Annotated in this window: 15 protein-coding genes and 1 other RNA gene; 10 read left to right on the forward strand and 6 right to left on the reverse strand. The window is 41.7% G+C overall.

Annotation, left to right across the window (positions count from 1 at the left end):
- Window positions 1-65 precede the first annotated feature (65 nt).
- From NSQ50_RS01030 to NSQ50_RS01055, 7 genes are all read left to right on the forward strand, one after another.
- Entirely contained in the window at window positions 66-923 is an 858-nt protein-coding gene (locus NSQ50_RS01030) for a ParA family protein (protein WP_076224815.1), read from the forward strand.
- A complete protein-coding gene (locus NSQ50_RS31525) occupies window positions 920-1,444 on the forward strand; it encodes a hypothetical protein (RefSeq protein WP_440971517.1) in 525 nt (174 codons plus the stop codon). The genes NSQ50_RS01030 and NSQ50_RS31525 overlap by 4 nt, the downstream gene beginning before the upstream one ends.
- Window positions 1,397-1,677, forward strand: a transfer-messenger RNA (tmRNA) gene (gene ssrA / locus NSQ50_RS01035). The genes NSQ50_RS31525 and ssrA overlap by 48 nt, the downstream gene beginning before the upstream one ends.
- A 305-nt stretch (window positions 1,678-1,982) precedes the next feature.
- Window positions 1,983-2,345, forward strand: coding sequence for a hypothetical protein (locus NSQ50_RS01040; RefSeq protein WP_036687156.1), 363 nt, complete (start codon window positions 1,983-1,985; stop codon window positions 2,343-2,345).
- A 406-nt stretch (window positions 2,346-2,751) separates the two neighbouring features.
- A complete protein-coding gene (locus NSQ50_RS01045) occupies window positions 2,752-3,117 on the forward strand; it encodes a hypothetical protein (RefSeq protein ID WP_036687158.1) in 366 nt (121 codons plus the stop codon).
- Window positions 3,118-3,655: 538 nt separating this feature from the next.
- Window positions 3,656-4,963 (forward strand): aminoacetone oxidase family FAD-binding enzyme, encoded by a 1,308-nt coding sequence (locus NSQ50_RS01050; RefSeq protein WP_340949244.1) that lies wholly within the window; start codon window positions 3,656-3,658, stop codon window positions 4,961-4,963.
- A 31-nt stretch (window positions 4,964-4,994) separates the two neighbouring features.
- Window positions 4,995-6,311, forward strand: a complete 1,317-nt coding sequence (locus NSQ50_RS01055; protein WP_036687159.1) for a BaiN/RdsA family NAD(P)/FAD-dependent oxidoreductase — start codon at window positions 4,995-4,997, stop codon at window positions 6,309-6,311.
- A gap of 235 nt (window positions 6,312-6,546) precedes the next feature.
- Here NSQ50_RS01055 and NSQ50_RS01060 read toward each other — a convergent pair whose 3' ends face one another.
- Together NSQ50_RS01060 and NSQ50_RS01065 are read right to left on the reverse strand one after the other, a co-directional pair.
- Window positions 6,547-6,993, reverse strand: coding sequence for a YdeI/OmpD-associated family protein (locus NSQ50_RS01060; protein WP_036687161.1), 447 nt, complete (start codon window positions 6,991-6,993; stop codon window positions 6,547-6,549).
- Between the two features lie 51 nt (window positions 6,994-7,044).
- Window positions 7,045-7,515, reverse strand: coding sequence for a DinB family protein (locus NSQ50_RS01065; protein ID WP_162164288.1), 471 nt, complete (start codon window positions 7,513-7,515; stop codon window positions 7,045-7,047).
- Window positions 7,516-7,688: 173 nt separating this feature from the next.
- Here NSQ50_RS01065 and NSQ50_RS01070 point away from each other — a divergent pair, with 173 nt between their 5' ends.
- Window positions 7,689-7,826: a helix-turn-helix domain-containing protein gene (locus NSQ50_RS01070; RefSeq protein ID WP_081386638.1), complete on the forward strand. Its 138-nt coding sequence runs from the start codon at window positions 7,689-7,691 to the stop codon at window positions 7,824-7,826.
- Between the two features lie 111 nt (window positions 7,827-7,937).
- Here the strand turns inward: NSQ50_RS01070 and NSQ50_RS01075 are convergent, their stop codons facing one another.
- Window positions 7,938-8,114, reverse strand: coding sequence for a hypothetical protein (locus NSQ50_RS01075; protein WP_169744731.1), 177 nt, complete (start codon window positions 8,112-8,114; stop codon window positions 7,938-7,940).
- Between the two features lie 342 nt (window positions 8,115-8,456).
- On the opposite strand from NSQ50_RS01075, the gene NSQ50_RS01080 reads away from it, so the two are divergent.
- Window positions 8,457-10,610 carry a pectate lyase family protein gene (locus tag NSQ50_RS01080; protein WP_340949245.1) on the forward strand — a complete coding sequence of 718 codons (2,154 nt, stop codon included), beginning with the start codon at window positions 8,457-8,459 and terminating at the stop codon, window positions 10,608-10,610.
- Between the two features lie 141 nt (window positions 10,611-10,751).
- On the opposite strand, the gene NSQ50_RS01085 is transcribed toward NSQ50_RS01080, so the two are convergent.
- From NSQ50_RS01085 to NSQ50_RS01095, 3 genes are all read right to left on the reverse strand, one after another.
- Complete coding sequence (locus NSQ50_RS01085) at window positions 10,752-10,973, reverse strand: helix-turn-helix domain-containing protein (protein WP_076126905.1); 222 nt, start codon at window positions 10,971-10,973, stop codon at window positions 10,752-10,754.
- Window positions 10,974-11,173: 200 nt separating this feature from the next.
- Entirely contained in the window at window positions 11,174-11,971 is a 798-nt protein-coding gene (locus tag NSQ50_RS01090) for a WYL domain-containing protein (protein WP_076224810.1), read from the reverse strand.
- Window positions 11,958-13,271, reverse strand: coding sequence for a helix-turn-helix transcriptional regulator (locus NSQ50_RS01095; protein ID WP_076224808.1), 1,314 nt, complete (start codon window positions 13,269-13,271; stop codon window positions 11,958-11,960). The genes NSQ50_RS01090 and NSQ50_RS01095 overlap by 14 nt, the downstream gene beginning before the upstream one ends.
- 229 nt (window positions 13,272-13,500) lie before the next feature.
- Here NSQ50_RS01095 and NSQ50_RS01100 point away from each other — a divergent pair, with 229 nt between their 5' ends.
- A complete protein-coding gene (locus tag NSQ50_RS01100; protein ID WP_076105209.1) occupies window positions 13,501-14,292 on the forward strand; it encodes a nucleotidyltransferase domain-containing protein in 792 nt (263 codons plus the stop codon).
- Window positions 14,293-14,317 lie beyond the last annotated feature (25 nt).

A 14,317-nucleotide genomic window follows, 5' to 3' on the forward strand; every position in this document is an offset into this window, starting at 1 on the left:
TAAGGTTACACAATAAATCATCAACATACATAAATAATATTAATTTATAGTGGAGGGATTTTAAAATGACAGCAACTTGTGTATCCTTAATTAATATGAAGGGCGGAGTGGGGAAGACTACACTTACTTTTAATCTTGCTTGGTATGCCGCTTACAAACGTCGTTTGAGGGTTCTAGTGGTGGATTTAGATCCTCAAGCTAATGCAAGTCAATATCTAATGGGAGCCGAGGCTTATAAAAATTATTTAGATAAAAATCGACCGACAGTATTTCATATATTTGAGCAGTATACTCCTTCAGGTTTTGGCGGCAATAATAGTCCAACAAGTCTAGAGGCTGAGTCGGTCATATATCCGGTAAAAAAATGGAGTGAGAAAAGTTTAATTGATCTTATTCCATCAAGGCTCGAACTGTCATGGACGTTAAAAAATCCTACTAATAAAGATCATCTGCTCGCTCGTTTTTTAACCAGCGTCCAAGAAAATTATGATTTAATACTGATTGATTGTGCTCCAACTGAGTCTATTCTTACTACTGCTGTTTATCGTGCGAGTAGATTTGTCGTAGTACCGATAAAACCGGAATTTTTAGCTTCTATAGGTTTGCCGTTATTAGTCAGATCATTGGAGAGCTTTAAACAATCTTTTGGAGATCAAAATATAGAAATTGCAGGTATAGTGTTTAATGACGCTGATCCAACCATGACTTATGATGAACACAATATATCACGTGCAGAAGTGAAAAATTATGCATCTAAAGAAGGCTGGCATGTGTTTAAGAATGAAGTAAGGCATTCGAATTCCTATCCAAAAGGGGCAAGAAATAAACTGCCTATTTTCTTAACTGATTACGCACGTTCAAATGTTATTGATGAATTTACTGCATTCGGTCGTGAATTTCTCGAAAGGGTGGGGTTCAAATGAGTAGTAAACAAGAACTATTACTGGACTTGTTGAAAATAAAGGTCAAATATACTGAGAAAGATATTAGTGAAATATTCTCTTTACTTGAGAATGAGGGGTATGACCAAACAGTCTTAGATATAATAAAATTAGTTAATATGATTGATGTAAAGCAAAGAAGAGATTCAATTGAAAAAACTCCAAAAAAAACCACAAACCTTGAAAAAATTAAAAATAATGATTACGATCAATATCTTAATTTAATAAATTTTAGAGATAAGTTATTAAACCGGAGTATTGATGTTGAAACTAAAGATTTACATCGTTTTACTGGAGAACTTGGAATTCCAAGTTCTAAGGGAAGAAAACGGGAACAGACAATAAAAATTATTATTGAGCATTTAGCTGGATTAAAAACAGCAGAGGCTAATCGTTTGATTGAACAAGAACTGTGGTCTTCTCAAGAAAGTGTTAATAAGTTTGAAATGTTAGCAGACGCTATATTACAAAGACCTTCACTTGAAAATCCTGACAACAAATAATCCTAAGAAACTGTGTGCGTGCTTCTACTCTGCATCGCCCATGTGACAGGGATAGGGGCTAACAAATAGTGGGATACGCTGTCTCATCTCCGCCTGAGGTGAGCTGAAGAAGACAATCAGGCTGACCCAACGTATAGCCGGTTACGGGGCGATACTCGGGTGACATCAAAACTGTGACTACACTCGTAGAAGCTTATGTGTCGTTATCTTCGGACAGGGGTTCGACTCCCCTCGGCTCCATATGGAGTTTTAGAAAAAGCGACCTTTAGGGGTCGCTTTTTTGTATCCTCATAATTAAAGTTAGGCAATGCTTTTTAATGATTTCAGCCAATTCCTCAAATGTGTACTTGTGGTTTATCATGTCAACTATGAGGTCTCAGAATGTTTGGTATGCATTTTAAACTGCAAAAGATTTCTCTACCACCACGAATACCATCCGCATGAGGATGGTTCCCATACTATGGTTAACGGTACCCTTTTGCAAAGTTTCTTTGTTATAATTATTATAATAAATCTCTTCATTGGCTGGTGATTATGAATGAGTGAGAAATTTTGGTTAGTAGTACAGTATCCTCTAAAAAGTGAAAAAGGAAGCCAACGTGATAACTGGTTAAGAGATAAAGTCATGGAATACCTGGACATATCTCTAGTAGATACTAACTTAGGTTGTGTTGATGGCTTTGATATGGGTAAATGCATTTCCGACCCGAAAAAATATGCTCTTAATATATTTTGTATCATTACGGAAGAAGAACGGAGTATAGCCTTGATAAAGAGAGTGTTAAGAGATAGCAGGCTTGACTATACTCGTATAAAAATTGCTACAATGCCCTATGGAAAAGAAGAAACATATAGTCTTAAATTTTCCTATAAAAAGGGTGTTACCGATTTTTCGCTATAGCACAGTTTTGAGTTTAGAATTACAACTACACCGTAAACAATTTTCTGGTGGGAGTCATGAATTTTGTGACATCAAAACAGTAACTACATTCGTAGAAGCTTATGTGCCGTTATCTTCGGACAGGGGTTCGACTTCCCTCGGCTCCATAAGCAAAAAACCGCTGAGATAGCGGTTTTTTGCTGTTTAGTGATTGAATTGTAGACCGAATGCAGACAATGAATTATGGGGAACTAATATATTCATTTTTGTAGACATGTTGTCTACGTCTAAAATTAGATCATTCACTTTGAAGTTAATAATTAGTGGCACATTTTCCGAAACTACATCTATAAGAGCTCGAACTGATATAAGATTAGATTATGGCATTAAGCACTCAAAAGCAAAAACATTCGGAGGAATTACTATTATGAGTTTTACTATTGATTATGTTAAAAATAAAAACAGAATTATTGTAACATCGGACGGTATGGAAGTTGAGGATGCCTTTGCGTACGCAGAACAATTTCCGAAAGTACTGAAGAAAACTAAGCGAGGGTTTACAGGTATGACTGTAATTACTGGTGGCCTGGTATTTAAGCAAGAGGTGATGGCAATTCTTGCTCCAACTGGTGAAGATGCTGTGAAAGCTGGAATCTCTACAAAACATAAATGGGTGTATGTTGCGCCTACCGCGTTCTACAAAACGCAAATGAATCGTATGTTTAAAGATATTGCAAACTTGTACGAATCGATAGAAGAAGCTGAAGCGTATCTTGATTCCGCAGGGAATTAGCAACTTCTAAAAACTTTAGTAAACCTTCTGGTAGCATACATAAGGTTATCGTTCTTTATTCAACGTTGTGGTTGGTGATCATAATTGTTGCTTGGATCCAGCCATCATCTATAGCGCCAAAGGTACTTTCTGCGTATTGAAGAAGCACTGTGATGAACCGATATATTCAGGATTAACTTATATAATTGGATCACTATACTAAGGAGTTATTCCTATGATCAGTCTCCTTAATCAGAATGACTCATCAAATATTGGATAGAATGCTTCTAGGGGACATCAAAACTGTAACTACACTCGTAGAAGCTTATGTGCCGTTATCTTTGGATAGGGGTTCGACTCCTAGGCTCTATTTGAAACCCGCTGATAAAGCGGTTTTTTTCTTGTTTATGGACTAAATTGCAGTCAAGGGATAAAAGGCTAACCTAAGATGTGATGAGTACATAAGGAGATAAATGAAAACCAGTACACTTATGCTATAATTTAATAAAGTGCTTCTGTGCTTTTAGAAAAATTGGAATAAAGGATGCATTGATCAACCATGTATGAGAATCAGACTTCTATGCACCAGAAGCTGTTTATTATCGGCGCAGGTGCTGCCGGACTAATGGCCGCTGTTACTGCGTGTGATATGGGTATCGATACTGCCATTCTGGAGAGTAACGACCGGATTGGAAAGAAGATATTAATGACAGGTGATGGCCGCTGTAACATTACAAATGAATCCACTGCAACGGGTACAGATGAAGCAATCGCTTTATCGCGTAAGTATCACAGTAATCAGGCCGGATTTCCACTTGCGGTATTGCAGCAATTTGGCATCCGTCAGACCATAGATTTTTTCTCCTTTCTCGGGCTTCCGCTTACAAGATTGAAGGATGGCTTGATGTATCCGATGTCGCTGCAGGCAGCAGCGGTGCTGGATATTTTCCAGCTTGCGCTGGAGGATCGGAATGTTCCGGTGTACCTCAATAACAAAGTGTTGGATGTTACTGTTTCGAAGAATCATCCGCGCTTCAAGATAAAATGCCAAACGGAGACAGAGGAGGAGGTTGTTTATACTAGCGACTATCTACTTCTATCTGCGGGTGGCCTTGCCGGTCCAAATGCGGGAAAAGAACCTCCTGGGTATACACTTGCTGAACGTCTGGGACACACCCTGATTGAGCCTTTACCGGCCATTGTGCAACTGAAGCTGCAATATCCGAATATGAGAGCACTGTCCACTATCAAATCTCAGGGACAAGCTCATATTATTGTAAACGGTAAAGTCATCGGCAGTGAACAGGGCGAAATTGCCTTTACGGACTATGGTATTACTGGTCCGCCAATTCTCCAGCTAAGCAGGAAGGCTGCGTATCATCTTGCAAGAGGAGAACAGGTGAAATTATCGGTGGATCTGATGCCTGGCCGCACGGAGGAAGAGTTAGTTGAGTTTTTAGAAAGGCTCTGGGAGACTTTTGGACACCGGACGGTTGCAGATTCTCTCGTTGGCATCTTTAACAAGAAGCTTGTTACGGTCCTACTCAAGGAGACCGGCTTAGATCAGCAGCCACAGCTGCTTTGCCAGGCTCTGTCGTTGAAAACTAAGGAGAAATTTTATCGAATCTTGAAGCGCTGGGAATTTAAAGTGACGGATACCAATGGCTTTACGAATGCACAAGTGACAGCTGGCGGCATCGATACGTCGGAAATAATCGAAGGAACGCTGGAATCCAAGCTAGTACCTGGGCTTTATTTGGCTGGCGAAGTGATGGATGTGGACGGAGACTTCGGCGGCTATAACCTACAATGGGCCTGGAGTTCCGGATATGTGGCCGCCATGGCGCTAGCTAAGTCAATTCAATAAATTTATTAGGAAAAGGGATGCATCAATTAACATGTATAAGGATCAGACTTCTAAGCACCACGAGCTGTTCATTATCGGTGGGGGTGCTGCAGGTCTAATGGCTGCAGTTACAGCGAGGGATCAAGGTATTGATACAGCAATTATTGAAAGCAATGACCGGCTGGGGAAGAAAATAATAACGACGGGTAACGGGCGTTGCAACATTACGAACCAATCCACCGCCACCGGTACGGATGAAGCGGCCGCTTTATCACGCAAGTATCACAGTAATCAGGAAGGATTCCCAATACATGTATTGCGGCAATTCGGTGTCCGCCAAACGATCGAATTTTTCTCCTCGCTCGGGCTTCCTTTTGTAAGCTTGGAGAATGGCCGGATGTATCCGATGTCGCTGCAGGCGGCTTCGGTGCCGGGTGTATTTAAGCTGGCGCTGGAGGATCGGAATGTTCCCGTATATTATAAACATAAAGTGTTGGATGTTACCGTTTCGGCGGGACATCCGCGGTTCGCGATAACCTGCCAGACGGAGACAGAGGAACAGGTTGTGTATACCAGCGACTATCTTTTTCTATGTGCAGGCGGCCTTACCGCTCCCAAAACGGGAACGGACGGCTCCGGTTATACGCTTGTCCAACGTCTGGGGCACACCTTGATCAACCCGGTGCCAGGCATTGTACAATTGAAGCTGGATTATCCGTATTTGAAGGAACTATCGGGCATCAAATTTGAGGGAGAGGCCCATGTTATCGTAAACAATGAAGTCATCCGCACTGAGTCTGGTGAGATTCTTTTTACGGACTATGGTATCTCGGGCCCGCCCATACTTCAGCTCAGCAGAAAGGCTGCGTATAATCTCGGAATAGGAGAATCGGTGACATTGTCGGTTGATTTAATGCCGGAGCGCACGGAGGAAGAGTTAATTGATTTTCTGGAGATCCACTGGGGGATCTTCGGACACCGGACGGTTGCCGATTCCCTTATAGGTATCGTCAGCAAGAAACTGATTCCAGTTCTGCTGAAGGAGGCTGGAATTGATCAACAGTTGCACCTGCTTTGTCAGGATCTTTCGTGGAAAACAAAAAAAATATTTTATAAAATCTTGAAGCGTTGGGAATTTAAAGTGACCGATACCAATAGCTTTACTAATGCACAAACAACAGCTGGTGGCATCGATACGACGGAGCTAACCGAAGGAACGTTGGAATCTAAGTTAGTCCCTGGACTGTATTTGGCAGGTGAGGTGATGGATGTCGATGGAGATTGCGGCGGCTATAACCTGCAATGGGCCTGGAGCTCCGGCTATGCCGCCGCGATGGCGCTTGCTGATCGACGTGCTAGCACCACGTAAGGGGGCAGATGGTTGCTGACTCTTAAACGATCACCTATTACTAGGCAGAGGTTTGCTGTAACAAGTCTGGTTTTAGTAATGTGAAAGCGATGAGGGTTGTTTCTCATCGCTTTTTTGTGATTTTTTAAAGTTTGGTGCTCATTTAAAAATGATTGTTGGGGTTTAGCGAAATATCAATATTCGTTGCTTAACTCTGATGTCTTCATTTTACCTCAACTTTATTGTCGTCCCTTTATTAATCCTTAAGTTTATCAATTAGAGCTAGTATTCGTCTATTTTTTGTATCTTCCTTTTTAGCAAGCTCAATATAATTAATCTGCTCTCGTTTAATGTAATCAGGCTGGTTTAGAAATGTATTCAGCATGTGGTACTCTTCAAGGTTTGTAGTAATGTAATCTGGCACAATCAGTTTACGATTTTCCTCGCATTTCTTAAGTATTATATGTAATGTATCACCGAGCTCTTTTTGTAATGCTCTTCGAATAAATTCGTTATAAACAAAATAATGCCCATTCTTTGACGGCAATAAAGTATGGTCAAATTCGTACCCGTCAACAGAGATTTGAATAGGTACTTTACCATTAGTATTGAATATCTCCCTTACTGAATAGGGGAAATAGACTACTTTCCATTTCATTTTACCTTCCAGCAGCTTTATCTCACTATCAAATTCATAAACCATATTAAATAACACTCCTCGTGGTAAAGAAGCTGATTTCGGTCACTCATTTTATCATAGCCACTTTGCTGTTTCTAGGTGATTCGAATTCAATATGCTGTTGCAATAACCTATATGATGTTGAACATGCCTTATCTGCATGAGGATAACATCAGTTTTAGTTATTTCTTCGTATAGTACACATGGTTCCAATAATCTGCAGTCAGTAAGTTCATCAAAAAAATTACGAGCCACACTCAATATCTCCTCTAGGTACGTCGTCATTTCCTCCTTAGTAGGGTAGTCAGAGCACTCCTTATCTAAGTCTTCTGTTATATCTTTACCGAAGTCAGGTATTTTGAATTCTTCATCCTTCTGCTGCCTAAACCAAAATTTCATGCTGGTTGTAGCGTGGAATATATGCTTCCAGTATTTATGCTTGGCATTCTTCCAAAAATGATCAGGACATACTTCGATAAGATTCTTCAGCATTTCTACGGTTGGATCAAACTGTCTTCTTAAAACAGCCACCATCTTATCACTCATGTTCATCAACTCACTTCTTGAATTTTAGAATCTTAACCTTATTCTTGTTCTCAGCAACCAAAACCTTCCATTTTATGATGGTGTATTTGGAAAATTTGTGAAATACGCTCAATCATAAACCCATAAAATGTAAAAATGTCACATCATAATTTAATGACACAGAACAGCACGGAGTGCCCTCTGATGAAGGTGTTCTAATCGATTTGAAATTAACGCATCAACACCTGGCGGATATGACAGGAACGGCGCGTGAGACCGTGAAAAAATCATTGCTTGGATTACAGGATGAGCAGTTGATACGTATTGATTAAAGGAAATACATTATGATGCGGCTCCATAGGTAGTAAAAGAAAAGACACCTTGAAGGGTGTCTTTTTACGTTATTGCAGCTTAAAAAGAAGATTCCAACAGTATTCCCGACTTTAATGAAAGTTCCCGGTTTCATTTTCCGTGAATTTGCCGTCGCTGTCATGCTGAGATTGCTTGCGGCGATCATTACGGGCTTGTTGCTGCTGTTGGGCTTCCAGGCTGTTTACGGGCGTGGCTTCCAAATCTTTTACAGTGTTGATCAGATTCTTGTCTGGTTTATTTGCGCTCAATTGAAAATTCCTCCTTGTTTACCTAATGGTTGTGAATTTTATTATGTGCTGGCTACTGTGTGGCTATTCGTGTTGTATGATCACAATCCATTCGCTGTCCTATAATCATTAGCTCAGAACACGGTTAGATATGGGAGATATGAGTAAATGATTGTTTCGGAACCTTTTTTAGTTTTGATATGTTGAACGTGTTCTGGTTCCAGAATTTGTATTATTTTCGAAGGGATACAGGGGCTAGATGCAGGATCTCTTTCTAAATATTTAGGAGGTGAAAAGAGAAACTTCATTTTTTGCAAGCGGTTACAATAATATCTGCAACAAATTAAATCGGGAGGAAATAAAATGAAAAAAAGAGTTGCAAAGGTAACCAGTATTGTTGTGTTGTTTTCTCTTGCTCTTTCTTTAATAGTAGGTGGATGGACAAATACGGTGGTGCATGCTGCTGGTCTTGCGGTAACAGGCAGTGGAGGCTGGAATGAAACGGCATATGTGGAATGGTCACCTGTAAGCAATGCGACAGGGTATAACGTTTATGTTAAATTGGCAAGTGCAGCGGATTCTGGGTATCAACAAATTAATAATGAGTTAATCCGCAAATATTCTTCCTACTGGAGAGCAGATGCTGTTGGGCTTGCAGCCGGTAATTATGTGATGAAAGTTGAAGCTACCTTGTCAGGGGGTGGGACGGTAAGTGCGGTTTCAAATCCACTATCCGTAACGTCATATGACCGCTCAGGATTTGCTTTTTCGACTAGTTCGCAATATGGTACAGGATCAGGGGCTTATAATGAGAATGGAACCCTCAAGAATGGTGCTCAAGTGCTGTATATAACATCTCAGAATGCGCAAACCGTAACCCTTGGTGTGAAAATCAACAGCTCCGGCGCTGTACAAACAGGGGTTGGTCTGGGTGGTATTCTGACACTGAGACAAAAAGGTTATGATACAACTCCACTTGCGATCCGAATTATCGGAAAGGTTACAGCTGCTGATCTGAGTGGACAGCTTAACAGCAGTGGGTATCTTGAAGTCAAAGGTAAAAACAATTATTCGGAAATGAATATTACTATTGAAGGTATCGGGAATGATGCTTACGCGTACGGTTGGGGAATGCTTCTAAGATATGTAGGTAATGTGGAAGTAAGAAACCTGGGTGTAATGTTATTCCCTGACGATGGCATTTCAATGGATTCCGGCAATATGAATGTCTGGGTGCATAATAATGATATTTTTTATGGAGCTGCTGGAGGCGATGCAGACCAAGCCAAGGGCGACGGTTCCACAGACCTTAAAAATGGATCCAACTATATTACAATCTCTTACAACCATTACTGGGATTCCGGAAAATCCTCGCTAGTTGGTTTGAGTGAGCCGGCTGAATTTTTTGTTACCTTCCACCACAACTGGTTTGACCATTCGGACTCCCGTCATCCGCGGATTAGAGTGGCTTCCGTCCATATCTATAACAACTTTTTCGATGGTATCTCCAAATACGGTGTGGGTGTAACTACAGGTGCTTCAGCTTTTGTAGAATCTAATTATTTTAGACATGCTAAATTTCCAATGATGATCTCCTTACAAGGTACAGATGCTTTAGGGGAGGGTACGTTCTCAGGCGAAAATGGAGGTGTGATTAAAGCCTATAACAATCTTATTGTAGAGGCTTCAAGTCTCATCTATGCGAATTCAAACACAGGGACAGCTCCTGCTAATGCTACCTCATTTGATGCTTACTTAGCTTCGTCAAGAAATGAAACCGTCCCAAGCTCATACAAAGCACTAAAAGGCGGAACAGCCTATAATAACTTCGACACGAGCGTAAATACAGGAGTGAACGTATCTAATATTGATAACGTAAGCAATGTTGAACAGATTGTTATGGCAAAAGCCGGACGTCTGAATGGCGGAGACTTCACATGGGAATTTAATGATTCAGTGGATGACGTTTCGTATGCGCTGAATACAGCGCTGATGTCTGCAATCAGAGGCTACACAACGGGACTTGTCTCTGTAGGGGGGAATTCAAACCCAACGAACCCGACTCCGACTCCATCAGTAACACCTACGCCAACAGTAACTCCTGTGCCAACAGCGACCCCAGCTCCAACAGCAACTCCTGTACCAACGGCGACTCCAGCACCGACGACAACGCCAGTGCCGACAGCGGGAGCAACCGTTCACAACTCTACTACGGATGGAACAACAAGCAATTTCTTCAATATCCAAGGCAATCTCTCAACAAGTAAGGGAACTGTGGCATATCAGGGTTTATCTCTAACCCAATGTCTAAAAATCGAGAGTGCAACCAGCATTCAATTCACTGCTGCTAAAGCTTCAACGCTAACCCTAGTGTTCAACACAGAGGGAACGAAAATCAAAGTAGATGGAACAAGTTATCCTATAACCAATGGCATTGCTACTGTCTCTCTAGCCGCAGGTGCACATACCATTACAAAAGATAGTACGGCGAATCTGTATTATATGAAGCTGGAATAGGGAATTGGCTGCCTCGACTATAATATGGAGTATCAGAAAAGCAGAAAAGCGACCTGTAGGGGTCGCTTTTCTGCTTTTTCTTATGATTTTATTACTTGAGTTGTTGTCGATTGAAAAACTATCAATTTTGTGTTGATTTGATTAATCTTTATCATCAACCAAATCAATAATCTCACGAATATCCTCAATATTTAAAGCTTCTGCAATTTTTCCTATATGACTAAAGTTAATATTCTCCCTTTTTCCATTAGCTAACTCACTTAATGCGGCATGTCGGACATCGGATATTCTGGACAATTCTCGTAGGGAAATCTTATGTTTTTTGGTCAATTCTGATATTTTTACTATAACTCTCTTTCCCACTTCTAATCCCCTCACTAACTCTGAGTTTTCATCTTGACTATACGCATAAGACGGATTTTCTTTTCATGAGAATAAACCTCTCAGTTTTTAAGAAAGCTGCTGTAAGTAAAGTAAAAGACATCTTAACCGTGTCTATTACTTTACTATATAAGCAAGTTTCAGCACTTCAGGATAGTTGACCAGCCTATACTAATTCTCGGTTATTCCCCATACCGGTCAATCGCCATAGCTGCCGACTTCAGCATGCGCCGCTTAAGATGCTCACCCTCGACGATTTTTACGCGGAGGCCAAGAAAACGGATTTTGGACAATAGGAATTCGCTATCGTCTCTCATGTAGATGACTTTGATTCGATAGATGCCCGAATTTTCATCAAAGGACACGGATTTATCAAAACAGGAAAAGGCGTACAGAATTCGGGACAGCTCAGCATTAAAGGTGGGAATGACTTGAATACATGCACATTCTTTCTGATCCTCTAATAATCGCGTTATTCTTGCTTTTAAGTCATCAATCCGTTTGGCAGGGAAGGGAGCTACTTCAACAGAAACAATGTTTTTTAGTTTAGTGGACATAAGAGAACGTTGCCGGGTGCTGTACCATTGCAAATACCACTCCCGCTTATACATGTTGTATTCCAGCTTATGAGGGAACCCGGCTTGGTCAGTTCGTTGGCCTCCATGCTTAATATGGAAAGTAATAAGGATCGCTTGATTCTGCATGATTATACGGCGGAGTGTACGAAGCATTGGGTGATAGACCTGCCGCTCTTTGCTTTTAGCTTTCTCCATAATAATTCCCTGCACTTCTGTGGACGCTTCTGCCTCCAATATGGAGTTCAATTCACTTAAGGTATCCAGTGTAAAAGCTGCTTCTGAGGCCGGGTGCATTAACATGGTTTTCAGCCAGGAACGTTCCTGGGAGGTCAGCGCTAATGAACCCACTTCGTCGAGGCGTGAAATGATTTGGAAGTTAAATATTTTCTCAAATGGATTCATAATAGCTGTGAATCTCCTTCCACTCCGCGATAAATTGCTTACGCAGCCAAGGGGGTTCTAATACCTCGCAGCTCGAACCAAAGCTTCGTAACCACGGCTTAATTTCATAAATACCATTCACTGTGATCTCATAAAGGAATGTAGAATCGGACTCTTCCGTAATTACTCCCCACTGTCCCTGCGCTTCAACCCGCTCCCGAATAAAATTAACACCAGAGCGATTGGGGTTATAAAATCTCGCCACCACTTTAATTGCACTGGTGGTATCTATAACCCAGCTGTTTGTCATCTGCTCTTCCAGATTGCTGAGTTTCTGAGCAAACTCTGATTCTTCCACAGTGTCGCCCTCCTCAATTTGAGTAAGGCCCTCCATTCGGAATTTCATGATGCCCATACGTGAATTATGTCCGATTAAATACCAGCGCCCATATTGATGGTCATAGATGACGCGGAGCGGAAGAACGGTTTCTGTGACGCCCCTTGTTTCCCGCTCAAAGAGAGGATTGGTATTCTGAGAGGCGTAGTTTTTGCCCTTTTTAGGGGATAGATATAGAAACTTAATTTTTTTTCGCTGCTGAATCGCTGCAAAAATTGTGTATAGGTGTGCCTCGTCAAGAATACGTGAATGATAATTATACTTGTATCTATGGGTTTCCGTAGCTTCGGGGTTATAACCCCGCTTCCGCAGGACCTTTTTTAAGGTGTCGCGCAGCAGGTAACCTTGCACCGACGGAGTCTGCGTGTTGGCGATGACATCAACATAGTCGTAAAGATCCAAGAGCTGATCGCCCGATAATTGATCAATCAGATCGTTAGCAGCCTTGTATCGATAAGGACGGCCCTCATTTACACGAAGAATAACGCCAACTTCCTCAAGATATTTCAGATCTCCACGGATGGTCTTCTCATCGGGCATTGGACAATCGGTTGGCATTTGCTCACTGCAGACATCCTGTAGATCTTTAGCCGTTAGCTCCTGAGTCTGAAGCGCAGTTAATAGTAGAGTAAGCCGGATGCTCTCCGTTTCCTTAAGCGACTTCGCCCGGAACAAGAACAGGAGCAGCGGGTCGGCAGATTCATAATAGTTATAGCGGAGCCATTCAGAGAGTTCCGTTCCTTGTTCTGTAGGCAGGTCTTGTTGTAATACGGTTACCATGCCCTTCAGGTTGCGCAGCGTTTTGTCATAGGTATGTACAGAAATGCCGAGACGATCGGCGAATTGTTGTCTGCTGTAAGCTCCCCCCGCTAAAGAGAGCATGCGAAGAAATTGAATCTCCTTGTCAAAACTTTCCCGGGCCATTTGTATCCCTCCAGCCTGTAGCGAATCCATTAGAAATAGTAGTACTTATTATATTAAGCACCAGAGTTGAATAAAATGGAAGTATTTTTGGCCGCCGCCATACTTCCGCCCTGTTCGTTACAGGGAAGATGAGCGAAGATAGATCCATGAAGCCGAAGCAATTCTGAAGAGGCGTTCGAATAGTATCAATGGTAGAGAATAGGGAAGTAACCGATCTGGAGGGATGAAGATGGATCCTATAAACAAGCTTATCTGTGAGCAGCTGGAACAGATTGAATATGAGGAGCAAGTTACAATATTGTATGCCTGCGAATCAGGCAGCCGGGCCTGGGGATTCCCATCGCAGGACAGTGATTATGATGTGAGATTTATTTATCTGCATAAACCGGAATGGTATCTATCTATTTTTGATAAGCGGGATGTGATCGAGCGTCCTATTAACAATATGCTTGATATCAATGGCTGGGATTTGCGTAAAGCACTGAATTTATTCCGGAAGTCAAATCCACCGCTGCTGGAGTGGCTGCAATCACCCATTCAATATGCAGAAAAGTACAGTATAGCAGAGAAGCTTAGAAGCATCTCCCCGTACACATTTTCGCGGAAGTCTTGTATGTACCATTATTTAAACATGGCAAGAGGGAACTACCGTGATTATCTGCAAGGCGAACAGGTCAAGATCAAAAAGTACTTTTATGTGCTTCGTCCCGTTCTAGCTTGTGAGTGGACTCACCGATATGGAGAGATGCCGCCGATGGAGTTCGATGTACTGGTAGAGCGGCTTATTCCGAAGGATGAAGAGCTGTGGCAGGTGATTCAGCAATTGCTGGCACGAAAAAAATCCGGTGAAGAACTAGACTACGGACCGCAGCTAACCGTGATTAACGATTATTTAGAAGAACAGTTCCAAGTGTTGGATAAGGTGGCGGCGTCCTTGAATGCTAAGGAGAACAACAGAGATCATCAGCTGGATGCTCTATTTCGAGAAGCTTTACAGGAAGTATGGGGACGGGCCCTATAGAAAGATTGATAGGAGGAAGATGGTA

Source organism: Paenibacillus sp. FSL R10-2788 (assembly GCF_038003885.1).
Lineage (GTDB): Bacteria > Bacillota > Bacilli > Paenibacillales > Paenibacillaceae > Paenibacillus_AQ > Paenibacillus_AQ odorifer.